The 24479-nt window shown below is 59.5% G+C and carries 22 protein-coding genes; 17 read left to right on the top strand and 5 right to left on the bottom strand.

Translation table 11 applies throughout. From position 1 onward, the window contains the following. Positions 1–11 precede the first annotated feature (11 nt). The 8 genes from nuoG to nuoN all read left to right on the top strand — a co-directional run bounded on the left by nuoG (position 12) and on the right by nuoN (position 10135). Positions 12–2738, top strand: coding sequence for an NADH-quinone oxidoreductase subunit NuoG (nuoG, locus tag PGR29_RS06560; RefSeq protein ID WP_213316937.1), 2727 nt, complete (start codon positions 12–14; stop codon positions 2736–2738). Then, entirely contained in the window at positions 2735–3712 is a 978-nt protein-coding gene (nuoH, locus tag PGR29_RS06555) for an NADH-quinone oxidoreductase subunit NuoH (RefSeq protein ID WP_015365589.1), read from the top strand. Before nuoG ends, nuoH begins: the two co-directional genes overlap by 4 nt. Positions 3713–3726: 14 nt before the next feature. Then, entirely contained in the window at positions 3727–4269 is a 543-nt protein-coding gene (gene nuoI, locus PGR29_RS06550) for an NADH-quinone oxidoreductase subunit NuoI (RefSeq protein ID WP_015365590.1), read from the top strand. Between the two features lie 11 nt (positions 4270–4280). Next, positions 4281–4835, top strand: coding sequence for an NADH-quinone oxidoreductase subunit J (nuoJ, locus tag PGR29_RS06545; RefSeq protein WP_015365591.1), 555 nt, complete (start codon positions 4281–4283; stop codon positions 4833–4835). After that, the gene (gene nuoK, locus PGR29_RS06540; protein WP_004865088.1) at positions 4832–5134 is read left to right on the top strand and encodes an NADH-quinone oxidoreductase subunit NuoK; all 303 of its coding nucleotides are present in this window, start codon (positions 4832–4834) and stop codon (positions 5132–5134) included. Before nuoJ ends, nuoK begins: the two co-directional genes overlap by 4 nt. Beyond that, positions 5131–6972 carry an NADH-quinone oxidoreductase subunit L gene (gene nuoL / locus PGR29_RS06535; RefSeq protein WP_015706160.1) on the top strand — a complete coding sequence of 614 codons (1842 nt, stop codon included), beginning with the start codon at positions 5131–5133 and terminating at the stop codon, positions 6970–6972. Before nuoK ends, nuoL begins: the two co-directional genes overlap by 4 nt. Before the next feature lie 169 nt (positions 6973–7141). Next, positions 7142–8671 carry an NADH-quinone oxidoreductase subunit M gene (gene nuoM, locus PGR29_RS06530; protein WP_015365593.1) on the top strand — a complete coding sequence of 510 codons (1530 nt, stop codon included), beginning with the start codon at positions 7142–7144 and terminating at the stop codon, positions 8669–8671. Positions 8672–8677: 6 nt separating this feature from the next. Next, a complete protein-coding gene (nuoN, locus tag PGR29_RS06525; protein ID WP_015365594.1) occupies positions 8678–10135 on the top strand; it encodes an NADH-quinone oxidoreductase subunit NuoN in 1458 nt (485 codons plus the stop codon). Positions 10136–10192: 57 nt separating this feature from the next. Here nuoN and rnz read toward each other — a convergent pair whose 3' ends face one another. Continuing rightward, the gene (gene rnz / locus PGR29_RS06520) at positions 10193–11113 is read right to left on the bottom strand and encodes a ribonuclease Z (RefSeq protein WP_116326507.1); all 921 of its coding nucleotides are present in this window, start codon (positions 11111–11113) and stop codon (positions 10193–10195) included. A gap of 56 nt (positions 11114–11169) precedes the next feature. On the opposite strand from rnz, the gene PGR29_RS06515 reads away from it, so the two are divergent. From PGR29_RS06515 to menE, 7 genes are all read left to right on the top strand, one after another. Then, the gene (locus PGR29_RS06515; RefSeq protein ID WP_015365596.1) at positions 11170–11631 is read left to right on the top strand and encodes a GNAT family N-acetyltransferase; all 462 of its coding nucleotides are present in this window, start codon (positions 11170–11172) and stop codon (positions 11629–11631) included. A 173-nt stretch (positions 11632–11804) separates the two neighbouring features. Beyond that, positions 11805–13100 (top strand): isochorismate synthase MenF, encoded by a 1296-nt coding sequence (gene menF, locus PGR29_RS06510; RefSeq protein ID WP_316424280.1) that lies wholly within the window; start codon positions 11805–11807, stop codon positions 13098–13100. A 76-nt stretch (positions 13101–13176) separates the two neighbouring features. Further along, positions 13177–14847 (top strand): 2-succinyl-5-enolpyruvyl-6-hydroxy-3-cyclohexene-1-carboxylic-acid synthase, encoded by a 1671-nt coding sequence (gene menD, locus PGR29_RS06505; protein ID WP_316424279.1) that lies wholly within the window; start codon positions 13177–13179, stop codon positions 14845–14847. Next, the gene (gene menH, locus PGR29_RS06500; protein ID WP_316424278.1) at positions 14844–15602 is read left to right on the top strand and encodes a 2-succinyl-6-hydroxy-2,4-cyclohexadiene-1-carboxylate synthase; all 759 of its coding nucleotides are present in this window, start codon (positions 14844–14846) and stop codon (positions 15600–15602) included. Before menD ends, menH begins: the two co-directional genes overlap by 4 nt. Positions 15603–15616: 14 nt before the next feature. Next, complete coding sequence (gene menB, locus PGR29_RS06495; RefSeq protein ID WP_015365600.1) at positions 15617–16474, top strand: 1,4-dihydroxy-2-naphthoyl-CoA synthase; 858 nt, start codon at positions 15617–15619, stop codon at positions 16472–16474. Then, positions 16474–17439 (top strand): o-succinylbenzoate synthase, encoded by a 966-nt coding sequence (gene menC / locus PGR29_RS06490; protein WP_316424277.1) that lies wholly within the window; start codon positions 16474–16476, stop codon positions 17437–17439. Before menB ends, menC begins: the two co-directional genes overlap by 1 nt. Further along, positions 17436–18797 carry an o-succinylbenzoate--CoA ligase gene (gene menE / locus PGR29_RS06485; RefSeq protein WP_316424276.1) on the top strand — a complete coding sequence of 454 codons (1362 nt, stop codon included), beginning with the start codon at positions 17436–17438 and terminating at the stop codon, positions 18795–18797. Before menC ends, menE begins: the two co-directional genes overlap by 4 nt. On the opposite strand, the gene PGR29_RS06480 is transcribed toward menE, so the two are convergent. From PGR29_RS06480 to PGR29_RS06470, 3 genes are read right to left on the bottom strand one after another with little or no spacing between them, the layout of a single operon-like run. After that, complete coding sequence (locus PGR29_RS06480; RefSeq protein ID WP_015365603.1) at positions 18794–20311, bottom strand: tripartite tricarboxylate transporter permease; 1518 nt, start codon at positions 20309–20311, stop codon at positions 18794–18796. The two genes, menE and PGR29_RS06480, sit on opposite strands and share 4 nt — an antisense overlap. Before the next feature lie 11 nt (positions 20312–20322). Beyond that, entirely contained in the window at positions 20323–20754 is a 432-nt protein-coding gene (locus PGR29_RS06475; protein WP_015365604.1) for a tripartite tricarboxylate transporter TctB family protein, read from the bottom strand. A 15-nt stretch (positions 20755–20769) separates the two neighbouring features. Then, the gene (locus PGR29_RS06470) at positions 20770–21750 is read right to left on the bottom strand and encodes a Bug family tripartite tricarboxylate transporter substrate binding protein (RefSeq protein ID WP_087860116.1); all 981 of its coding nucleotides are present in this window, start codon (positions 21748–21750) and stop codon (positions 20770–20772) included. Positions 21751–21883: 133 nt separating this feature from the next. On the opposite strand from PGR29_RS06470, the gene tctD reads away from it, so the two are divergent. Together tctD and PGR29_RS06460 are read left to right on the top strand one after the other, a co-directional pair. Further along, positions 21884–22561, top strand: a complete 678-nt coding sequence (gene tctD, locus PGR29_RS06465; RefSeq protein WP_316424275.1) for a transcriptional regulator TctD — start codon at positions 21884–21886, stop codon at positions 22559–22561. Further along, positions 22548–23957 (top strand): sensor histidine kinase, encoded by a 1410-nt coding sequence (locus PGR29_RS06460; RefSeq protein ID WP_271031724.1) that lies wholly within the window; start codon positions 22548–22550, stop codon positions 23955–23957. Before tctD ends, PGR29_RS06460 begins: the two co-directional genes overlap by 14 nt. Here the strand turns inward: PGR29_RS06460 and nudI are convergent. Continuing rightward, on the bottom strand, positions 23954–24379 hold the full coding sequence (nudI, locus tag PGR29_RS06455; RefSeq protein ID WP_316424274.1) for a nucleoside triphosphatase NudI: 426 nt from the start codon (positions 24377–24379) through the stop codon (positions 23954–23956). The two genes, PGR29_RS06460 and nudI, sit on opposite strands and share 4 nt — an antisense overlap. Positions 24380–24479: the final 100 nt, after the last annotated feature.

Here is a 24479-nt window from a genome sequence, read left to right as displayed (position 1 = left end):
GAAGCACGCAAATGGCTACGATTCATGTAGACGGCAAAGAATACGAGGTCAACGGAGCGGACAACCTGCTAGAGGCTTGTCTCTCTCTTGGTCTTGATATTCCATACTTTTGCTGGCACCCGGCGCTAGGGAGCGTCGGTGCTTGCCGCCAGTGCGCGGTGAAGCAATATCAGAACGCGGAAGACACGCGTGGTCGCCTGGTGATGTCCTGTATGACTCCGGCATCTGACGGCACCTTTATTTCTATTGACGACGGCGAAGCGAAACAGTTCCGCGAAAGCGTGGTGGAGTGGCTGATGACCAACCACCCGCACGACTGCCCGGTCTGCGAAGAGGGCGGCAACTGCCACCTGCAGGATATGACGGTCATGACCGGTCATAGCTTCCGCCGCTATCGTTTCACCAAGCGTACCCACCGCAACCAGGATCTGGGGCCATTTATTTCTCACGAAATGAACCGCTGCATCGCCTGCTACCGCTGCGTTCGCTACTATAAAGATTATGCCGATGGCACCGATCTGGGCGTTTATGGCGCTCATGACAACGTCTACTTCGGCCGCCCGGAAGATGGCACGCTGGAAAGCGAGTTCTCCGGTAACCTGGTTGAAGTTTGCCCGACCGGCGTCTTCACCGATAAAACGCACTCTGAGCGTTACAACCGTAAGTGGGACATGCAGTTTGCGCCGAGCATCTGCCAGCAGTGTTCCATTGGCTGTAACATCAGCCCTGGCGAACGCTATGGCGAGCTGCGTCGTATCGAAAACCGTTATAACGGCACCGTTAACCGCTACTTCCTCTGCGACCGCGGTCGTTTCGGCTATGGCTACGTAAACCTCAAAGATCGTCCGCGTCAGCCGGTTCAGCGCCGCGGCGACGATCTGATCGCGCTCAACGCCGAACAGGCGATGCAGGGGGCGGCGGATATCCTGCGCCAGTCGAAGAAAGTCATTGGTATCGGTTCTCCGCGCGCCAGCATTGAAAGCAACTTCGCGCTGCGTGAGCTGGTCGGTAGCGAAAACTTCTATACCGGCATCGCTAAAGGCGAACAAGCGCGCCTGCAGATGATGCTCAAAGTGCTGCGCGAAGGCGGGATCCATACCCCGACGCTGCGCGATATCGAATCCTACGATGCGGTACTGGTGCTGGGCGAAGATATTACTCAGACCGGCGCGCGCGTTGCCCTGGCGGTACGCCAGGCGGTGAAAGGGAAAGCTCGCGAAATGGCGGCGGCGCAGAAAGTGGCCGACTGGCAGATTGCGGCAATTCTCAACATCGGACAGCGCGCCAAGCATCCGTTATTCGTCACTAATATCGACGACACTCGCCTGGATGACATCGCGGCGTGGACCTACCGCGCGCCGGTGGAAGATCAGGCGCGTCTGGGCTTCGCTATCGCCCATGCGCTGGATGACAGCGCGCCGGCGGTTGATGGCCTGAGCCATGACCTGCAGGGTAAAGTCGATGTTATCGTTCAGGCGCTGGCCGGGGCGAAAAAACCGCTGATTATCTCCGGTACTAACGCCGGTAGCATGGAAATCATTCAGGCTGCCGCCAACGTGGCGAAAGCGTTGAAAGGCCGCGGCGCCGATGTTGGCGTGACCATGGTCGCCCGCGCGGTGAATAGCGTCGGTCTGGGCATGATCGGCGGCGGCTCGCTTGAAGAGGCGCTGGACGAACTGGAAAGCGGCGCCGCAGACGCGGTTATCGTGCTGGAAAACGACCTGCACCGTCATGCTTCCGCCGCGCGCGTCGACGCTGCGCTGGCGAAAGCGCCGTTGGTGATGGTGGTTGATCATCAGCGCACTGCGATTATGGACAAAGCTCACCTGGTGCTCTCCGCGGCAAGCTTTGCGGAAAGCGACGGTACCGTTGTTAACAACGAAGGCCGCGCCCAGCGTTTCTTCCAGGTTTACGACCCGGCTTACTACGACGCGAAAACCGTGATGCTGGAAAGCTGGCGCTGGCTGCATTCGCTGCACAGCACCGTCAACAACCGTCAGGTTGACTGGACGCAGCTGGACCACGTCATCGATGCGGCGATTGCGGCGCTGCCGCAGCTGGCGGGCATTAAAGATGCCGCGCCGGATGCGACCTTCCGCATTCGCGGCCAGAAGCTGGCGCGTGAACCGCACCGCTACAGCGGCCGCACGGCGATGCGCGCCAATATCAGCGTGCACGAACCGCGCCAACCGCAGGATAAAGACACCATGTTCGCCTTCTCAATGGAAGGGAACAACCAGCCGTCCGCGCCGCGTTCGCAGATCCCGTTCGCCTGGGCGCCGGGCTGGAACTCCCCGCAGGCATGGAACAAATTCCAGGATGAAGTGGGCGGTAAACTGCGCCACGGCGATCCGGGCGTACGTCTGATTGAAGCTTCCGCCAGCGGGCTGGAGTATTTCACGGCGGTTCCGGCCAGCTTCCACGCGGAAGAGGGCAAATGGCGTATCGCGCCGTACTATCACCTGTTTGGCAGCGATGAGCTGTCTCAGCGTTCTCCGGTGTTCCAGAGCCGGATGCCTGAGCCATACATCAAGCTGAACCCGGCGGATGCCGCAAAGCTTGGCGTTAACGCCGGGGCGATGGTTTCCTTCAGCGTAGAAGGCCAGACGCTGAGTCTGCCGCTGGTTATTTCTGAAGGGTTGACCGCGGGACAGGTTGGCTTACCGATGGGCATGCCGGGCATCGCGCCGGTACTGGCCGGGGCGCGTATTGATTCACTGCAGGAGGCGCAAGCATGAGTTGGTTAACGCCGGATCTTATCGACATTCTGTTAAGCATCCTGAAGGCCGTGGTCATTCTGCTGGTGGTCGTCACCTGCGGCGCGTTCATGAGCTTCGGCGAGCGTCGTCTGCTCGGCCTGTTCCAGAACCGCTACGGACCTAACCGCGTGGGCTGGGGCGGTTCGCTGCAGCTGGTCGCCGACATGATCAAGATGTTCTTCAAAGAGGACTGGATCCCGCGCTTCTCCGATCGCGTGATCTTTACTCTGGCGCCGGTTATCGCCTTTACTTCGCTGCTGCTGGCCTTTGCTATCGTGCCGGTTAGCCCGTCGTGGGTGGTCGCCGACCTCAACATCGGTATTCTGTTCTTCCTGATGATGGCAGGCCTGGCGGTGTACGCGGTCCTGTTCGCCGGTTGGTCGAGCAACAACAAATACTCGCTGCTGGGGGCGATGCGTGCTTCCGCGCAAACGCTGAGCTACGAAGTGTTCCTCGGTCTCTCCCTGATGGGCGTGGTGGCGCAGGCGGGGTCATTCAACATGACCGATATCGTCAACAACCAGGCGCATCTGTGGAACGTCATCCCGCAGTTCTTCGGCTTCGTGACTTTCGCCATCGCCGGCGTGGCGGTGTGCCACCGTCACCCGTTTGACCAGCCGGAAGCGGAGCAGGAACTGGCCGATGGTTACCACATTGAATATTCCGGTATGAAATTCGGTCTGTTCTTCGTCGGTGAATACATCGGGATTGTCACCGTTTCAGCGCTGATCGTGACGCTGTTCTTCGGCGGCTGGAATGGCCCGTGGTTACCGCCTTTCATCTGGTTCGCGCTGAAAACCGCGTTCTTCATGATGATGTTCATTTTGATCCGCGCATCATTACCGCGTCCGCGTTATGACCAGGTAATGTCCTTTGGCTGGAAGGTATGCCTGCCGTTAACGCTGGTCAACTTGTTGGTAACGGCGGCTGTCATTCTCTGGCAGGCGCAATAAGGGGTGAATTGAACATGACCTTAAAAGAATTATTGGTAGGGTTCGGCACCCAGGTCCGCAGTATTTGCATGATCGGGATGCACGCCTTCGCCAAACGTGAAACTCAGATGTACCCGGAAGAGCCGGTATATCTGCCGCCGCGCTATCGTGGCCGTATCGTGCTGACGCGCGATCCGGACGGTGAAGAGCGCTGCGTTGCCTGTAACCTGTGTGCGGTAGCCTGCCCGGTTGGCTGTATCTCTCTGCAGAAAGCAGAGACCAAAGACGGCCGCTGGTACCCGGAGTTCTTCCGCATCAACTTCTCACGCTGCATTTTCTGCGGCCTGTGCGAAGAAGCGTGCCCGACCACGGCGATTCAGTTGACCCCGGACTTCGAACTGGGCGAATACAAACGTCAGGATCTGGTGTACGAAAAAGAGGATCTGCTGATTTCCGGTCCGGGCAAATACCCGGAATATAACTTCTACCGGATGGCGGGTATGGCAATCGACGGCAAAGATAAGGGCGAAGCGGAAAACGAAGCTAAGCCAATCGACGTCAAGAGCCTGTTACCGTAAGGAGAGGGGCAATGGAATTCGCTTTTTATATCTGTGGCCTGATAGCCATCCTCGCAACCTTGCGGGTCGTCACCCACACCAATCCGGTGCACGCGCTGCTGTACCTGATCATTTCGCTGTTAGCGATTGCCGGGGTGTTTTTCTCGCTCGGCGCTTACTTCGCCGGTGCGCTGGAAATCATCGTTTACGCCGGGGCCATTATGGTGCTGTTCGTGTTCGTGGTGATGATGCTCAACCTGGGCGGCACCGAGATCGAACAGGAACGCAAATGGCTGCAGCCGGGGATCTGGATTGGCCCGGCCATCCTTTCCGCGGTGCTGCTGGTGGTAATCGTTTACGCCATCCTGGGCATTAATGACCAGGGTATCGACGGTGCGGCGATCAACGCCAAAGAAGTGGGTATTGCGCTGTTTGGGCCGTACGTCCTGGCGGTGGAGCTGGCCTCCATGCTGCTGCTGGCGGGCCTGGTTGTTGCCTTCCACATTGGCCGCGAAGAGCGCGCCGGTGAGGTGCTGAGCAACCGCGTGAACGACAGCGACAAAAGAAAAACGGAGGAACACGCATGATCCCCTTAACACATGGACTGATCCTCGCCGCCATCCTGTTTGTGCTCGGCCTGACTGGTCTTGTGATCCGCCGCAATCTGCTGTTTATGCTGATTAGCCTGGAAATCATGATTAACGCCGCCGCGCTGGCATTCGTGGTCGCGGGAAGCTACTGGGGCCAGACTGATGGTCAGATTATGTATATCCTCGCCATCAGCCTCGCGGCTGCGGAAGCGAGTATCGGTCTGGCGCTGCTGCTGCAGCTCCATCGTCGCCGCCAGAACCTGAACATCGATTCAGTAAGTGAGTTGCGTGGATGAACATGCTTGCCTTAACCATTCTTCTGCCATTGATTGGCTTTGTGCTGCTGGCCTTCTCCCGCGGACGCTGGTCGGAAAATCTTTCCGCTACCGTGGGGATGGGCTCGGTAGGCCTGGCGGCGCTGGTGACGGCGTACGTCGGCGTCGACTTTTTCGCTAACGGCAAACAGGCGGTCAGCGTACCGCTGTGGAACTGGATGTCGGTCGGTGATTTCAACATCGGCTTCAACCTGGTGCTGGATGGCCTGTCTCTGACCATGCTCTCCGTGGTTACCGGCGTCGGCTTCCTGATCCACATGTTCGCCTCCTGGTACATGCGCGGCGAAGAGGGCTACTCTCGCTTCTTCGCTTACACCAACCTGTTTATCGCCAGCATGGTCGTTTTGGTGCTGGCCGATAACCTGCTGTTGATGTACCTGGGTTGGGAAGGCGTGGGTCTCTGTTCTTACCTGCTGATCGGCTTCTACTACACCGATCCGAAGAACAATGCCGCGGCGATGAAAGCGTTCGTGGTCACCCGCGTCGGCGACGTGTTCCTCGCCTTCGCGCTGTTCATTCTTTATAACGAACTGGGCACCCTGAACTTCCGCGAAATGGTTGAGCTGGCGCCGCAGCACTTCGCTAACGGCAGCACCACGCTGCAGTGGGCGACGCTGATGCTGCTCGGCGGCGCGGTCGGTAAATCCGCTCAGCTGCCGCTGCAAACGTGGCTTGCCGATGCGATGGCGGGCCCGACGCCGGTCTCTGCGCTGATCCACGCCGCTACCATGGTGACCGCGGGCGTGTACCTGATTGCCCGTACCCACGGCCTGTTCCTGATGACGCCGGAAGTGCTGCATCTGGTCGGTATCGTTGGCGCAATCACGCTGGTGTTGGCGGGCTTCGCCGCGCTGGTGCAGACCGACATCAAACGCGTGCTGGCTTACTCCACTATGAGCCAGATTGGCTACATGTTCCTCGCGCTGGGCGTCCAGGCCTGGGACGCGGCGATCTTCCACCTGATGACGCATGCGTTCTTTAAAGCGCTGCTGTTCCTGTCGTCAGGTTCGGTGATCCTCGCCTGCCATCACGAACAGAACATCTTCAAGATGGGCGGCCTGCGCAAATCCATTCCGCTGGTTTATGTCTGCTTCCTGGTGGGGGGCGCGGCGCTGTCCGCTCTGCCGCTTATCACCGCAGGCTTCTTCAGTAAGGATGAGATTCTGGCTGGCGCGATGGCCAACGGCCATATCAATCTGATGGTAGCGGGCCTGGTCGGCGCCTTTATGACCTCGCTGTATACCTTCCGTATGATTTTCATCGTGTTCCACGGTAAAGAGCAAATTCACGCGCACGCAGGGAAGGGGATTACCCACCATCTGCCGCTGATTGTGCTGCTGATTCTGTCCACCTTCGTTGGCGCGCTGATTGTGCCGCCGCTGGAAGGCGTACTGCCGCAGACCACTGAGCTCGCTCACGGTAGCGTGATGACGCTGGAAATGACCTCCGGAATTATCGCTATCGCCGGCATCCTGATCGCCGCATGGCTGTGGCTGGGCAAACGTACGCTGGTGACTTCCATCGCCAACAGCGCGCCTGGCCGCTTCTTCGGTACCTGGTGGTTCCATGCCTGGGGCTTCGACTGGTTATACGACAAAGTGTTCGTGAAACCATTCCTCGGTATCGCCTGGCTGCTGAAGAGCGATCCGCTGAACTCGTTGATGAATATCCCGGCGATTCTGTCCCGCTTCGCAGGTAAAGGCCTGCTGGTGAGCGAGAACGGCTATCTGCGGTGGTATGTGGCTTCAATGAGCATTGGCGCGGTGGTAGTGCTGGCTCTGCTGATGGTACTGCGTTGATTTGAGCGCGCGGTTTTGCCCGGTGGCGTTTCGCTTACCGGGCCTACGAAACCGTAGGTCGGGTAAGCGAAACGCCACCCGACACAACAAACCGCACTCAAACGTGAATGTAGTCGAATTCGTTGAAAATCGGTCCTGAACGGGACTTTAACAAGGAATAAAAATCGCCATGTTATTACCCTGGCTAATATTAATCCCCTTTATTGGCGGCTTCCTGTGCTGGCAGACTGAACGCTTTGGCGTGAAACTGCCGCGCTGGATTGCGCTGATTACCATGGGACTGACGCTGGTGCTTGGCCTGCAGCTGTGGATGCAGGGCGGCTATTCTCTGACGCAATCCGCGGGTATTCCGCAGTGGCAGTCGGAATTCGTGCTGCCGTGGATCCCACGTTTCGGCATTAGCATCCATCTGGCAATTGACGGTCTGTCGCTGCTCATGGTGGTGCTGACTGGCCTGCTCGGCGTGTTGGCGGTGCTCTGTTCCTGGCGCGAAATCGAAAAGTACCAGGGCTTCTTCCACCTCAACCTGATGTGGATCCTGGGCGGCGTCATCGGCGTATTCCTCGCCATCGACATGTTCCTGTTCTTCTTCTTCTGGGAAATGATGTTGGTGCCGATGTACTTCCTGATCGCGCTGTGGGGTCACAAAGCCTCTGACGGTAAAACGCGTATCACGGCGGCCACCAAGTTCTTCATCTATACCCAGGCGAGCGGCCTGGTGATGCTGATCGCCATTCTGGCGCTGGCATTCGTTCACTTCAACGCCACCGGCGTGTGGACCTTCAACTATGAAGAGCTGCTGAAAACCCCGATGTCGCACGGCGTGGAATACATGCTGATGCTCGGCTTCTTCATCGCCTTCGCGGTGAAAATGCCGGTAGTGCCGCTGCACGGCTGGCTACCGGACGCCCACTCCCAGGCGCCGACTGCCGGTTCCGTCGACCTCGCGGGCATCTTGCTGAAAACCGCGGCCTACGGTCTGCTGCGCTTTGCGCTGCCGCTGTTCCCGAACGCCTCCGCCGAGTTTGCGCCAATCGCCATGTGGCTGGGCGTGATCGGTATCTTCTACGGCGCGTGGATGGCCTTCGCCCAGACCGATATCAAACGTCTGATTGCTTACACCTCCGTTTCCCACATGGGCTTCGTGCTGATTGCTATCTACACCGGTAGCCAGCTGGCTTATCAAGGGGCGGTGATTCAGATGATTGCCCACGGTCTGTCCGCGGCGGGTCTGTTCATTCTGTGCGGCCAGCTGTATGAACGTCTGCACACCCGCGATATGCGCCAGATGGGCGGCTTGTGGAGCAAAATTAAATGGCTGCCGGCGATGTCGATGTTCTTCGCTGTCGCCACCCTGGGGATGCCGGGCACCGGTAACTTTGTCGGCGAATTTATGATTCTGTTCGGCAGCTATAAAGTGGTGCCGGTGATTACCGTTATCTCGACCTTTGGTCTGGTATTCGCTTCCGTTTACTCGCTGTCGATGCTGCATCGCGCTTACTTCGGTAAAGCGAAAAGCGAAATCGCGACGAAAGAGCTGCCGGGGATGTCCCTGCGTGAACTGTCTATCATCCTGCTGCTGGTGGTGCTGCTGGTGCTGTTGGGCTTCTTCCCGCAGCCAATTCTCGACACCTCGCATGCTGCGATGAGCAACATTCAGCAGTGGTTTGTTAATTCTGTTTCTACTACAAGGCCGTAATTCGCCATGACAATAACTCCACAACAACTGATCGCACTGCTACCGCTGCTGATCGTCGGCTTGACGGTGGTGGTTGTGATGCTCTCCATTGCGTGGCGACGCAATCATTTTCTCAATGCCACGTTGTCGGTTCTCGGACTTAACGCCGCGCTGGTCTCGCTCTGGTTTGTTGGTCAGAACGGGGCGATGGACGTCACCCCGCTGATCCGCGTTGACGGTTACTCGATGCTCTATACCGGGCTGGTGCTGTTAGCGAGCCTCGCGACCTGTACTTTCGCCTACCCATGGCTTGAGGGTTACAAGGACAATAAAGAAGAGTTCTACCTGCTGGTGCTGATCGCCGCGCTGGGTGGCATTCTGCTGGCCGGCGCTAATCACCTGGCCTCGCTGTTCCTCGGTATCGAATTGATTTCGCTGCCGTTGTTCGGCCTGGTCGGTTACGCCTTCCGCCAGAAACGTTCGCTGGAAGCGAGCATCAAATACACCATCCTCTCCGCGGCAGCCTCGTCTTTCCTGCTGTTCGGTATGGCGCTGGTGTATGCGAATTCCGGTAACCTGTCCTTCCTCGCGCTGGGCAAGAGCCTGGCTGACAACGCGCTGCATGAGCCGCTGCTGCTGGCGGGCCTCGGTCTGATGATCGTCGGTCTTGGCTTTAAACTGTCGCTGGTGCCGTTCCACCTGTGGACGCCTGATGTATACCAGGGCGCGCCTGCGCCGGTATCCACCTTCCTGGCGACCGCCAGCAAGATTGCCATCTTCGGCGTGGTGATGCGTCTGTTCCTGTACATGCCGGTGGGCGACAGCGAAGCGGTACGCGTGGTGCTGGGCCTGATCGCCTTCGCCTCTATCATCTTCGGTAACCTGATGGCGCTGAGCCAGACCAACATTAAGCGTCTGCTCGGTTACTCTTCCATCTCACACCTCGGCTATCTGCTGGTGGCGTTAATCGCCCTGCAGAGCGGCGAAATGTCGATGGAAGCCGTTGGCGTCTACCTGGCCGGTTATCTGTTCAGCAGCCTCGGCGCGTTCGGCGTAGTCAGCCTGATGTCCAGCCCGTATCGCGGCCCGGATGCTGACTCGCTGTTCTCCTACCGCGGTCTGTTCTGGCACCGTCCGATCCTGTCGGCGGTAATGACGGTGATGATGCTGTCGCTGGCCGGTATTCCGATGACCCTCGGCTTTATCGGTAAGTTCTACGTGCTGGCCGTCGGTGTGCATGCGCACCTGTGGTGGCTGGTTGCCGCGGTAGTGATTGGCTCGGCGATTGGTCTCTACTACTACCTGCGCGTTGCCGTCAGCCTGTACCTGAGCGCCCCGGAGCAGCTGAACCGCGATGCGCCGTCAAACTGGCAGTACAGCGCCGGCGGTATCGTGGTGCTGATCTCCGCGCTGCTGGTGCTGGTGCTCGGCGTGTGGCCGCAGCCGCTGATTAGTATCGTGCAACTGGCGACGCCGCTGATGTAATCTGCGCTATAAATAAAAAGAACCGCCGACTTGTCGGCGGTTCTTTTTGCCTGCGATTTATGCCAGTCGATAAACCATAAAATCCTCCGCCAGTAGCGTATTGGCGAAAATCTCCCGGCATTCCGCCAGCATACGCAGGCAGCCTTCGGCATCGTAGCGCGAGCTAAAGTGGGTGGCGATTAGCGTGCCGACCCCTGCTTCTTTGGCAAGCGCCGCGGTCTGCTGACTGGAAGAGTGGCCACGGCTATTGGCTTTCTCCGCCATCGCCTGCTCAAGGGTGGTTTCGTGGACCATCACATCCGCGCTGCGCGCCATCTCCAACGCCTGCGGGCAGGGGGCGGTATCGCCAAAGATGGCCAGCGTTTTACCCGGCGTCGATGGCCCCAGATAGCGGCTACCGTCAATGACCCGGCCATCTTCCAGCTCAACGCGCTGGCCGAGCTTGAGCTGATGAAACAGCGGCCCCGGACGCACGCCATCGGCAATCAGTTGGGCGGCATCGAGCGTTCCGGGCTTGTCATGCTGTTCGATGCGGTAGCCGTAGCACTCCACCGGATGGCTGAGCGGGTACGCGCTGACCCGATAGCCGTCTTCGTCGAAGACCAGACCTGGGCCGACTTCGATGATAGTGAGCGGATAATCGGTCCATGACCCGCTCAGGCGCAGCGCGGTTTCGATGAATTCTTTAATCCCTTTTGGCCCGTAGACCGTCAGCGGCAGCGAATTCCCCTGCATCGAGCGGCTGCACAACAGGCCGGGCAGGCCGAACAGATGATCGCCGTGCAGGTGAGTGATGAAAATTTTATTCAGTTTGCCTGGGTGGTAAGGGGTATGGAGAAACTGATGCTGGGTGCCTTCGCCGCAGTCAAACAACCACATTTCAGCGCTGGTGGGTTGTTGCAAATTCAGTATTATCGACGTCATATTACGCGTACGGGTCGGCACGCCGGCGGATGTCCCCAAAAATGTTAATTCCATCGTCCAGTGTCCTCAGGCGAGTGGTAAAGCATCAGTATATCAATAAGGAGTCACAAATGATGACCTGGCAGGATTTACATCACAGCGAGCTCACCGTTGCTCAACTATACGCCTTGCTGAAGCTGCGCAGCGCGGTGTTTGTCGTCGAACAACGCTGCGTCTATCAGGATATCGACGGCGATGATTTAGTCGGTGAGAACCGTCATCTGCTCGGCTGGCGCGACGGAGAGCTGGTGGCCTACGCGCGGATCCTCAAAAGCGAAGAGGAGTTCGAACCGGTGGTGATTGGCCGGGTTATCGTTAGCCCGTCCGTGCGCGGCGAGAAGCTGGGCTACCAGTTGATGGAGCAGGCGCTGGCCAGCTGCCGGCAGAACTGGCCGCAGAAGGCGATTTATCTGGGGGCGCAGGCGCATCTGCAGAAATTTTATGCCAGCTTTGGTTTTGTGCCGGTGACAGAGGTATACGATGAAGATGGTATTGCCCATATCGGTATGGCGCGTGACATCACAACTCATTAAGAAGCTAAATAGTAATAGCGTATCGCTATCAATTATCTATACTTTTCCTCCTGTAGCGAATCCAGTGTCTGGCGTTCGCCGGGCCTGTTAAGGTTCGCTCCCTCATGATGGGTACTGCTATTTATCGCAGCTACCCTTTATAATGTGGGGTTTTTAATTTCGTGGAGGTTCGCGTGCTGTCTGTTTCCACCGCGCTGGAAAGCCTGTTGGGTTGTCTGGCTGAAGATTTCCCTCCGTCGCCCGGCACGCGAATTTTTGATATCCCATTCCCGTTAAACGACGCCTTCGACCCGTTATTGTGGTGCGCGCATCAGCCGTGCTGGCCGCAATTCTATTGGCAGCAGCGTAACGGCGATGAAGAACTGGCGGCGCTGGGGGCGGTAACCACCTTTGCCTCTTTGTCCGCGGCGCATGATTTTTTATGCGCGCAGGGGCGGGAAGATCTGCGCATCAGCGGGCTGAACGCGTTCGACCCGCAGCAGGGCAATCTGTTTCTGCCGCGGCTGGAGTGGCGCCGCCTGGGCGGCAAAGCGACTTTGCGGCTGGTGGTACACAGTGCGACCTCGCTGCTTGACGACGCGGCCGCCGCGCGGGCGTTTCTCCAATCATTAAATAGCGAGCAGGCGACGGCGGCATCGATGCCGCCGCTGCAAAGCGAGCAGCATGCGCCGGAATACCCGCAGTGGAGCGAGCTGATTACGCAGGCGACGCAGGCAATCGGCGCCGGCGAAATGGATAAGGTTGTGCTGGCGCGGGTCACGGATTTACGCTTTAGCGCGCCGCTGCAGGCGTTTGCCATTATGGCGGCCAGTCGGCGCAGCAATCTTAACTGTTTTCACTTCCTGATGGCCTTTTGCCCGCAGCAGGCGTTTCTCGGCTCCACGCCGGAACGGCTGTGGCGGCGACGCGGCGCGCTGCTGCGCACCGAAGCGCTGGCGGGTACCGTCGCTAATCATCCTGATGACGTTCGGGCGCAGCAGTTGGCCGATTGGCTAATGAAAGACGATAAAAACCAGCGGGAAAATATGCTGGTGGTCGAGGATATCTGCCAGCGTTTGCAGAGCGAGTCGCCGACGCTTGACGTTCTGCCGCCGCAGGTCGTACGCCTGCGCAAGGTGCAGCATCTGCGGCGCTGTATCTGGTGCGAACTGGCTGAGCCCGACGACAGCCGCTGCTTGCTGCAGTTGCAGCCTACCGCCGCGGTGGCGGGGCTGCCGCGCCAGGCGGCGCTGGCCTTCATCCGCCGCCATGAACCTTTCACCCGCGAATGGTATGCCGGCTCCGCAGGCTATCTTTCACTGGCGCAAAGCGAGTTTTGCGTGGCGCTGCGCTCGGCAAAAGTCGAAAACGACACCCTGCGGCTGTATGCCGGGGCCGGTATTGTCAGCGGATCTGACCCGCAGCAGGAGTGGCAAGAAATAGAAAATAAAGCGGCGGGATTACGAACGTTATTACTTTCAGAAACGTAGAGAGACGACGTATATCAAAACGGCGCAACTCTGCCTTATCTATACTTAGCATCAATATTTGATACCGGACAATTTCATGTCAGTAAGCGCATTTAACCGACGCTGGGCGGCGGTGATCCTTGAAGCTTTAACCCGCCACGGCGTGCAGCACATTTGCATTGCCCCAGGCTCGCGCTCGACGCCCTTAACCCTGGCGGCGGCGGAAAACCGCGCTTTTATTCATCATACTCATTTTGACGAACGTGGCCTTGGTCACCTGGCGTTGGGACTGGCGAAGGCTAGCCGCCAGCCGGTGGCGGTGATTGTGACCTCCGGAACCGCGACCGCGAATCTCTATCCGGCGCTGATTGAAGCGGGCCTGACGGGTGAAAAACTGATCCTGCTGACCGCCGACCGCCCGCCGGAGCTTATTGACTGCGGCGCCAATCAGGCCATCCGCCAACCGGGAATGTTTGCTTCTCATCCTGCGCAGACCGTTTCTTTACCGCGACCTTCGCAGGATATTTCCGCCCGCTGGCTAGTCTCGACTATCGATCAGGCGCTGGGCGAGTTGCATGCCGGTGGGGTGCATATCAACTGCCCGTTCGCTGAGCCGCTATATGGCGATATGGACGATACCGGGCTGGAGTGGCAACAGCAGCTCGGCAACTGGTGGCAGAGCGATAAACCCTGGCTACGTCAGGCGCTGCAGATGGAGAGTGAGAAACAGCGCGACTGGTTCTTCTGGCGGCAAAAACGCGGCGTAGTAGTCGCGGGCAGGATGAGCGCCGCGGAAGGTAAAAAAGTGGCTGAATGGGCGCAGACCCTCGGCTGGCCGCTGATTGGCGATGTCCTGTCGCAGACCGGGCAGCCGTTACCGTGCGCCGACCTGTGGCTTGGCAACGGTAAAGCGGTCAGCGAACTGGCGCAGGCGCAAATCGTCGTGCAACTCGGTAGCAGCCTGACCGGCAAACGCGTGCTTCAGTGGCAGGCGACCTGCGAGCCGGATGAATACTGGCTGGTGGATAATCTGCGCGGTCGTCTCGACCCGGCGCAGCACCGCGGTCGCCGTCTGCTCTCAAGCGTTGAGCGCTGGCTCGAACTGCATCCGGCGGAGAAACGCCAGCCGTGGGCGACGGTGATCCCGCAGCTTGCCGGGCAGGCGTGGCAGGCCGCGGTCGCCAGCAACGAGCCTTTTGGCGAAGCGCAGCTGGCGCAGCGCATTCGGCGCTATTTGCCGGATCAGGGACAGCTGTTTGTTGGCAACAGTTTAGTGGTACGCCTGATAGACGCGCTGGGGCAACTGCCGGCGGGTTATCCGGTCTATAGTAATCGCGGCGCCAGCGGCATCGATGGCCTGTTGGCGACAGCCGCCGGCGTGCAGCGCGCGAGCGCCCGGCCTACGCTTGCGATCGTCGGCGATCTTTCGGCGTTATACGATCTCAACTCGCTGGCCCTGCTGCGCCAGGCGTCGGCGCCGCTGGTGCTGGTCGTGGTCAATAATAACGGCGGGCAGATTTTCTCTATGCTGCCGACGCCGCAGGACGAGCGCCGCCAGTTCTATTTAATGCCGCAGGACGTTGATTTCAGCCACGCGGCGGCGATGTTTGGCCTGGCTTATCACCGCCCTGATGACTGGCAGTCGCTGGATGAGGCGCTGGCAGGCGCGTGGCGCCGCGCCGGGGCGACGGTAATTGAGCTGGCGGTTAACGAGACCGACGGTACGCAGACTCTCCAGCAACTGCTGGCGCAGGTAAGCCGCCTGTGACGCTCAACGCGACGGTTGAAAGCGGCCAGCCGGGTTATCCCTGGCTGGTATTCCTGCACGGCTTTTCCGGAGACCGCGACGAGTGGCGTACGGTTGGCGAAGCGTTTCCGGCCTGGCCGCGTCTGTATCTCGATCTGCCGGGGCACGGTGGCTCGGCGGATATCGCGGTCGATGGCTTTGCCGAGGTCAGCGAATTACTGCAGGCTACGCTAAATAGTTACAACATCCTGTACTACTGGCTAATTGGCTACTCCCTGGGCGGCCGGGTGGCGATGAACTTCGCCTGCCAGCCGCGCGCGGGCCTGCGCGGCCTGATCGTCGAGGGCGGACATCCGGGCTTGCAGGACGAAGCGTCGCGGCAGGCGCGGCGCGGCAATGATAGCGCCTGGGCGGAACGTTTCCGCCGCGAGCCGTTAGCGCAGGTCTTCGCCGACTGGTATCAGCAGCCGGTCTTCGCTTCGCTGGATGCGGCGCAGCGTGAGTCATTGGTCGCCCTACGTCGCCGCAATAACGGCGCTACGCTGGCGGCGATGCTGGAGGCGACCTCCCTTGCGGAACAGGCCGATTTGCGCGCGTCTCTGCAGGCTCGCGATTTTCCTTTTCACTACCTGTGCGGCGAACGCGACGCCAAGTTTCGCGCTATCGCGCAAGCGCTCGCCGCCGATACCCATATCATTCACCATGCCGGACACAACGCGCACCGGGACAACCCCGCTGCGGTGATTGCCTGTCTGGCGCAGATTCTGGCAAGTTAACTGAAGGACATTCTATGATCTCTCTTGATGAAGCAATGCTCTACGCCCCCGTTGAATGGCACGATTGCTCAGAAGGCTATACCGATATTCGTTATCAAAAATCGACTGACGGGATTGCTAAAATCACCATCAATCGTCCGCAGGTGCGCAACGCCTTCCGTCCGCTGACCGTCAAAGAGATGATTCAGGCGCTGGCGGATGCCCGCTATGACGACAATATCGGCGTCATCGTGCTGACCGGTGAAGGCGATAAAGCTTTCTGCGCCGGCGGCGACCAGAAAGTCCGCGGCGACTACGGCGGCTATCAGGACGACTCCGGGGTTCACCATCTCAACGTGCTCGACTTCCAGCGCCAGATCCGCACCTGCCCGAAACCAGTAGTGGCGATGGTCGCCGGTTACTCTATCGGTGGCGGCCACGTACTGCACATGATGTGCGACCTGACCATCGCGGCGGATAATGCCATCTTCGGCCAGACCGGGCCAAAAGTCGGCTCCTTTGATGGCGGCTGGGGCGCTTCCTATATGGCGCGTATCGTCGGGCAGAAAAAAGCGCGCGAAATCTGGTTCCTGTGCCGTCAGTACGACGCCCAGCAGGCGCTGGATATGGGGCTGGTGAATACCGTGGTCCCGTTGGCGGATCTGGAAAAAGAGACCGTGCGCTGGTGTCGTGAAATGCTGCAAAACAGCCCGATGGCGCTGCGTTGCCTGAAAGCGGCGCTGAACGCCGACTGCGACGGCCAGGCCGGGCTGCAGGAGCTGGCGGGTAACGCCACCATGCTGTTCTACATGACGGAAGAAGGGCAGGAAGGACGTAACGCCTTCAACCAGAAACGTCAGCCGGACTTCAGCAAATTTAAACGGAATCCATAATGCGCTTTTCGCAGGTTTACCGCTGGCAGATACCGATGGACGCGGGCGTGGTTCTGCGCGAACGGCGGTTAAAAACCCGCGATGGGCTGTTCATCCGCCTGCAGGAGGATGAACGCGAAGGCTGGGGGGAAATTTCTCCCCTGCCGGGATTCAGTGACGAAACGCTGGAAGAGGCGCAAATGGCGCTGCTGGCGTGGGCGCGGGCCTGGCGCGACGGCGCTGAGCCGCTGCTTCCCATGCAGCCCTCCGTCGCTTTTGGTATTAGCTGCGCGCAGGCAGAGCTTGGCGGCGAGCTACCGCAGGCGGCGGATTATCGCGCGGCGCCGCTCTGTTCCGGCGACCCGGATGAACTGTTCGCCAAACTGGCGGCGATGCCCGGCGAGAAAGTCGCTAAGGTGAAAGTGGGGTTGTGGGAGGCGGTACGCGACGGCATGGTGGTGAATCTGCTGCTGGAAGCGATCCCCGATCTGCAGCTGCGGCTGGATGCCAACCGGGCGTGGACGCCGATCAAAGCGCAGCAGTTCGCCAAATATGTTAATCCGGCCTATCGCCAGCGCATTGCCTTTCTCGAAGAACCGTGCAAAAGCCGCGACGATTCGCGTGAATTCAGCCAGCAGACCGGTATTGCTATCGCCTGGGATGAAAGCCTGCGCGAGGCGGATTTCCGTTTTGTCGCCGAGCCCGGCGTGCGCGCGGTGGTGATCAAACCGACGCTGACCGGCAGTTTACAAAAGGTTCAGCAACAGGTCGCCGCGGCGCATGCGCTGGGGCTGAGCGCGGTGATTAGCTCGTCGATCGAGTCCAGCCTGGGGTTAACGCAGCTGGCGCGGATCGCCGCCTGGCTGACCCCGCAGACTATCCCCGGACTCGATACGCTGGCGCTGATGGGCGCGCAGCTGGTGCGGGCGTGGCCGGAAAGTACGCTGCCAATTTTCAATGCTGATGAGCTGGAGCAACTGCTGTGATGTTTTCCGATTGGCCGTGGCGCCACTGGTGTCAGTTACGCGGCGCGTCGCAGGCGCTACGCCTGAATGACCAGGCGTTGACCTGGCGTGAGCTATGCGCGCGGATTGACGCGCTGGCGTCTGGTTTTGCCGCGCAGGGCGTAATGGAGGGTCAGGGCGTGGCGCTTAGGGCCTACAACCAGCCGGAGACGCTACTCGCCTGGCTGGCGCTGCTGCAGTGTGGGGCGCGGGTGCTGCCGCTTAATCCGCAACTGCCTACGGTATTGCTGCAGGAACTGCTGCCTGCGTTAACCGTACAGCATCAACTGGTGCTTAACGGTGATACGCTGCCGGGGAATTTACCGGCGTTAACTCTGCAGGCGGCAGAAGGCGCCTGGGCCGTTTGCTGGCATGGCGAACGGTTGGTGTCGATGACGTTAACCTCCGGCTCAACCGGCCTGCCGAAGGCGGCAGTCCATAGCGCCAGCGCCCATTTGGCTAGCGCCGCTGGCGTGCTGGCGCTGATGCCGTTTGCCGGGGAGGACGACTGGCTACTGTCGCTGCCGTTGTTCCATGTCTCCGGGCAGGGGATCATCTGGCGCTGGCTGCTGGCGGGCGCGCGGCTGACGGTGCGTGACAAACAACCGCTGGAGCAAGCGTTACAGGGCTGTACCCATGCTTCACTGGTACCGACTCAGCTATGGCGTCTGCTGAATGGCGATGCCGATGTTTCACTCAAGGCGGTGTTGCTTGGCGGTGCGGCGATTCCGGTCGAGCTGACCGAAAGGGCGCGAGCGCAGGGGATACGCAGTTTCTGCGGCTATGGCCTCACTGAATTCGCCTCCACGGTCTGCGCCAAAGAGGCCGACGGCGAGGCGGATGTGGGCGAAGCGCTGCCGGGAAGGGAGGTAAAAATTGTCGCCGGCGAGATCTGGCTGCGGGCGGCGAGCATGGCCGCGGGCTACTGGCGGGATGGTCAACTGTTGTCATTAACCAATGATGAAGGCTGGTTTGCGACGCGCGATCGCGGGGAGTTACGCAACGCCAGGCTGTCGATTATAGGACGACTGGATAATCTCTTTTTTAGCGGCGGCGAAGGCATTCAGCCGGAGGAGGTTGAGCGCGTGATACTCGCCCATCCGCAGGTTCAGCAGGTGTTTATTGTGCCGCAGGATGATGTCGAATACGGCCAACGCCCGGTGGCGGTGGTTGAATGCGAGGACGGCTGCGAAATGGCCACGCTGGCGGCATGGAGTGCAGAACGGTTAGCGCGTTTCCAGCAGCCGGTACAGTGGCTACGGCTGCCGGAAACGTTAAAGAACGGCGGGATTAAGATTTCGCGCCGGGCGCTGCGCGAATGGGTCAATTCGCCGGTTTAGCCGATATTCGCCTCGGCGCGGCGCTGGCGCTGTTTACGTCTCAGACGCAGCAGCGGCGGCACCACCAGGACGGCGACAGCCAGCATTAGCAATGTTTTGGTTACGCCGCTTTCCCAGAGGATAGCCAGATTACCGTTGCTGATTGACAGCGCGCGGCGCAGGTTCTGCTCCAGCATCTCGCCCAGCACAAAACCGAGGATCAGCGGCGACATCGGGAAATGCATTTTACGCATGATGTAGCCGAGCACGCCGAGACCAACCATCAGCAGCAGGTCAAAGGTGGTGCTGTGCACCGCATAGACGCCAACGGCGGAAACGGCGGCGATGGCTGGTACCAGGAACCACAGCGGTATCGTCAGCATGCGGGTGAACAGGCCAATCAGCGGAATGTTCATAATAAGCAGCATCACGTTGGCGATAAGCAGCGCGGCGATAAGTCCCCAGACAATATCCGGCTGTTCGGTGAACATCGCCGGGCCGGGCGTAATGTTATATAGCGTCAATGCGCCCATCATGACCGCGGTGGTACCGGAGCCAGGCACGCCGAGCGTCAGCATCGGAATAAACGAACCGCAGGCGGAGGCGTTATTAGCGGCTTCCGGCGCCGCCACGCCGCGAATATCCCCCTTGCCGAAGTTATCGCTGTTGCCGCTGATTTTTTTCTCCGTCATATAGGTAATGGCGCTGGCGATGGTCGCCCCGGCGCCGGGCAGAATACCGACGAAGAAACCCACGACGGAAGAGCGTAGGGTCGCGCCGACGCACTGCGCGGCCTCTTTGGTGTTAAACAGCATGCGCCCGGTTTTACGCACCAGCGTTTGCCCGCCGCTGGTGCTCTCCAGCATCAACAGGATCTCGGAAACGGAGAACAGGCCGATAACCACCACTATAAACTGAACGCCATCGGAGAGATGGACGCTGTCGAAGGTAAAGCGGTAAACCCCGGTGTTGGCATCCACGCCCACCGTCGCCAGGCCCAAACCGATTAACGCCGCGAGGAACGACTTCAGCGGGTTTTGCGCCATCATGCTGCCGAGGCAGGCGATGGCAAACACCATCAGCGCGAAATATTCCGCCGGGCCGAACGCCAGTGACCACTGGGCGAGAAGCGGCGCGAACAGAATAATGCCGCCGATCGCGATAAGCGAACCGAAGAAAGAGCTAACGGCGGAAATAGATAGTGCGACGCCGCCGCGCCCTTGCTGCGCCATGGGATAGCCATCAAGCGCCGTCATGATGGCGGCGGCATCGCCGGGCACGTTCAGCAGGATAGACGAAATACGCCCGCCATATTCGCAACCGATATAGACCGTCGCCAACAGGATCAGCGCCGATTCCGCAGGCAGGTGCAGGGCAAAGGCCAGCGGCAGCAGAATGGCGACGCCGTTAATCGGCCCGAGGCCGGGCAGCAGCCCGACGATGGTTCCGACAAAGCAGCCGATGAGGGCAATAAGCAGATTTTCCGGCGTCATGGCGACGGCGAAACCCTGCGACAGATAGATCCAGGTATCCATAAGCTTCTCCGTTAATTTAACCAGACGCCAAGCGGCAGGGTCACATCAAGTAAGGTATCGAAGGCGTACCATAACGAGACGCCCATCACCACGCCGGCAATGCCTGCCGCCGGTAGCGTGGCGCCGAATAGCAGGCCGATCACCGCCGTCAGCAGCGCAGTGGCTAGCGGAAATCCCAGCCATTCAAATCCCCAGGCATAGACCACCAGCACCACGACCATGGTTAACAGCCGTTGCAGGACATGTCGTCCCGGCCACTCGATGGCGTCCGGGCGACGCAGCAGCATCAGCGCCGAACACAGCAGCATCAGGCCGATAATGCCCAATGGGAAAGGGCGCGGGCCGACGGGTTCATACGAGTATTCGCTGTGGATCTGCCAGGCGATAAACAGGCCGCCGATGCATAGCAACAGCCAGACTCCGGCAAAGATACGATCGCTCATTAGCGCCTCCGCGGATTATTTAGCCAGACCAAAGGCTTTCGCCTGTTCGCGATAATCGCTGACCTGCTGTTTTACATAGGTATCGAGCTCCTTGCCGTTCATGTTGAATTCAAACAGGCCGCGCAGTTCACGTTGCTTTTTGAACTCATCGGTTTGCTGCAGTTTAGTGAATTCATCAACCCACCACTGATAGTCGGCATCGCTTACCTTCGGGCCCATAAAGAAGCCGCGAATAATCGGCCACACCAGGTCATAGCCCTGCTCTTTAGCGGTAGGGACATCGGCCAGCGCGCCCGGCAGACGTTCGTTGGAGAAGACCGCCAGGACGCGGATCTTATTTCCCTGCAGGTACGGCACCATTTCACTGAGATCGCCGGAGACCGCCTGCACATGGTTGCCGAGCAGCGCGGTTACCGGCTCGCCGCCGCCCTCGAAGGCGACATAGCGCATCTTGTGCGGATCAACGTTGGCTTTTTGCGCCAGCAGCGCCGCTTTCATCCAGTCCTGGCTGCCGATGGAGGCACCGGCGCCAATGACGATAGTGGCGGGATTTTTCTCCATCGCAGTCATGAATGACTTCAGGTCTTTCCATGGCGAATCGGCGCGCACGGCAATCATGCCGTAGTCGGTACCGACGCTCGCCAGCCATCGCACGTCATCAACGCCGTAGCGACCGAATTTCCCCTGCGACAAATTCAGCAGCGAGCCGCCGGAAAAGGCAACCACGGTTCCGGCTTCCGCCGGACGCTGGGCGACGATGGCGTTGTAGGCCACCGCGCCGACGCCGCCGGGCATATAGGTGACGCGCATCGGTTTCTCGATCGCGCCGGTTTCCATCATGCTTACCTGAATCAGCTTACAGGTAAGGTCAAAGCCGCCGCCGGGTTTGGCGGGCGCGATACATTCGGTGCGGGACGGGGCTTGCGCCGCGAAAGCGGTGGTTGTACAGAGGCACAGCGCGATGGCGCTAAGATGGCGGAAAAATGGCGTTTTCATAGGCTTCCTCAGTAGGGACAGGGAATGTTTTTCTGATTATGTGAACCGACATGTGGCGATTCGGTTGCGTGATTGTTAAAACAGTTACCTTTCATTTCCCTTTCAATGCGGCAGCAACTTTACAGGATGTGATATGCGTCTCTTATTAGCCGAGGATAACCGTGAGCTGGCTCACTGGCTGGAAAAGGCTCTGGTGCAGGGCGGTTTTGCCGTGGATTGCGTTTTTGATGGCCGGGCGGCGGATCATCTGCTGCAAAGTGAAAAATATGCGCTGGCGGTGCTGGATATCGGTATGCCGGGCCTGGATGGCCTCGAGGTGGTACAGCGGTTGCGTAAGCGCGGGCAAACGCTGCCGGTGCTGCTGTTGACCGCGCGCAGCGCGGTAGCGGACCGGGTGAAAGGGCTGAACGTCGGCGCCGATGATTACCTGCCTAAACCTTTTGAGCTGGAGGAGCTCGACGCCCGTCTGCGGGCGTTGCTGCGACGCAGCGAAGGGCAGGTGCATGAGGTACAGCAGCTTGGGGAGCTGGAATATCGTGATGAAGGCTATTTTCTGCTGCGTGGTGAGATGTTGTCCCTGACGCCGCGCGAGCTGGCGCTGTTGAAAGTGCTGATGTTTCGCCGTACCCGTCCGGTTTCCCGCCAGCAGCTATTTGAACAGGTGTTTAGCCTCAGCGACGACGTCAGCCCGGAAAGCATCGAACTTTATATTCACCGCCTGCGCAAGAAACTCCAGCAGGGTAACGTGCGTATCACTACGCTACGCGGGCTGGGTTATCTGCTGGAGCGTGAGCCGCATGAGCTGGGGTAAACCGCAGTCGCTGTATGCCCAACTGCTGCTGTTCCTCGGCCTGCCGCTGGCGCTGTTGTGGGGGCTATCGGCATTCAATAGCTACGTGAGCGCGCTGCAGGCGGCGACGCAGGCCTACGATCGTACGCTGCTCTCCTCGGCGCGCACCGTGGCGGAGCGGCTGGTAGTGCGCGGCGGCCATCTGGAGGTCAATGTGCCCTGGGTGGTGCTGGACAGCTTTGAACTCAACATGAACGACCGGCTGTATTACAAGGTGGTCGATCCGCAGGGGAAAGTGATTTCCGGTTTTGACGATCTGCCGGCGATGCCGCCGGCCACTTCACGAACTCAACTCTATCCGGCGCTGGCATGGTTTTATCATACCGAATACCGCGGTCAGGCAATCCGCGTGGCGCGCCTGCTGCAGCCGGTCAACGAAGGCGGCATCGTCGGAATGGCGGAGATTTATATTGCCGAAACGCTGCAGTCGAGGCGCTGGCTGGCCGGGCAACTGCTGTTTTCATCCTGGGTGTCACAAGGCTTATTAGTGCTGTTGACGTTGGTACTGGCGGGGTGGTTACTGCGCCGCGTTCTGCGGCCAATGCGTCAACTCTCGGCGCTGATGGTGCGCCGCGAACCCGGCCTGCTGACGCCGTTACCGGAATTGCTGCCGTGGTCGGAAACGCGGCTGCTGATCGTGGCTTTTAACCGCTATATCGACCGCCTGCGGGTGATGATCTCCCGGCAGGAACGCTTTAGCGCCGACGCTTCGCATCAGTTGAAAACGCCGCTGGCGGTCCTGAAAACTCAGGCTTCGGTGGCGCTGGCCAGCGACGATCCGCGTCTGTGGCGCGAGAGTTTGCAGGCCATGCGCGCGACGCTGGATGATACGATTTTACTCACCGAACGTTTGTTGCAACTGGCGACGGTAAAACGCCGGGAGCAGGGCGAGCAGGCGTTTGCCGCGGTCGATCTGCAGGAGGTCGTGCACCATAGCTGTTTTTCGCGCATTGCCCAGGCGCGCAGTAAAAACATCGATCTGGGTTATGAGGGCGAGCAGTCGCCGGTGAACGTTTTGGGTGATGGCGTTTTGTTGGGGGAACTGTGCGCCAACCTGCTCGACAATGCGATTCGCTACACTCCGGCACGTGGGACGGTGACGCTGAGTCTGCATCGCGATGGCGAAGCCGTCACGCTGAGCGTGGAGGATAGCGGCCCGGGTATCGATGAAAACCTGATTAACCAGGCGCTGACGCCGTTTCGACGGCTGGAGAATGGTGGCGGCATACCCGGCGCCGGGCTGGGCCTGGCGCTGGTAAACGATATCGCACGTCTGCATCGTAGCCGCCCGCAGCTGTCGCGCAGCGAAAGCCTGGGAGGATTAAAGGTGACGCTGCGTCTGCTGACCGTGGCTTAAAGCAGCCCTTTCTGGCTGAGGGTGAGGCGGGTCGCGGCATTAAGATCGTAGTGTCGCAGGTCTTCGCCCTTCACCCACGCGTAATCGTCGAATTCCTCGTTGATCGTGACCTCGCGGTTGGCGCTTATGCAATCGAAAATCAAATAGATCATGTAGATCTCTTCCTGGCGACCATCGGCATAGGTTTTCACACGGGTATCATCGCGGAAGCTCCATGGCGTGATACGGGTCAACTGCAGTTTTTCGCCAAGCTCCTCGCGGACTTCACGTCGCAGCGCCTCTTCAATAGTTTCCCCCGGCTCCACGCCGCCGCCGGACAGCGCCCACTGTCCGGGAAAAACCCCGCGGTCGGCAGCCATCTTGCACAACAGGTAATGGCCATCATTTTGGATTAGCGGGCAAACAATCGTCCTTTGACGCATGATTTTTCTCCTTCGCAGTGAGTCGGGCCGGGTATCGAGGAAACAGTTTGCGAGGGGCCTCGGCAAACCGCAAGGGAAATACGGCGCTGGCTCTACAGAG

The organism is Klebsiella sp. 141203, assembly GCF_032601985.1.
GTDB classification, from domain to species: Bacteria; Pseudomonadota; Gammaproteobacteria; order Enterobacterales; family Enterobacteriaceae; genus Klebsiella; species Klebsiella aerogenes.
Note: the sequence above shows the minus strand (reverse complement) of the source record. Positions and strands in the feature narration are given on the sequence as shown.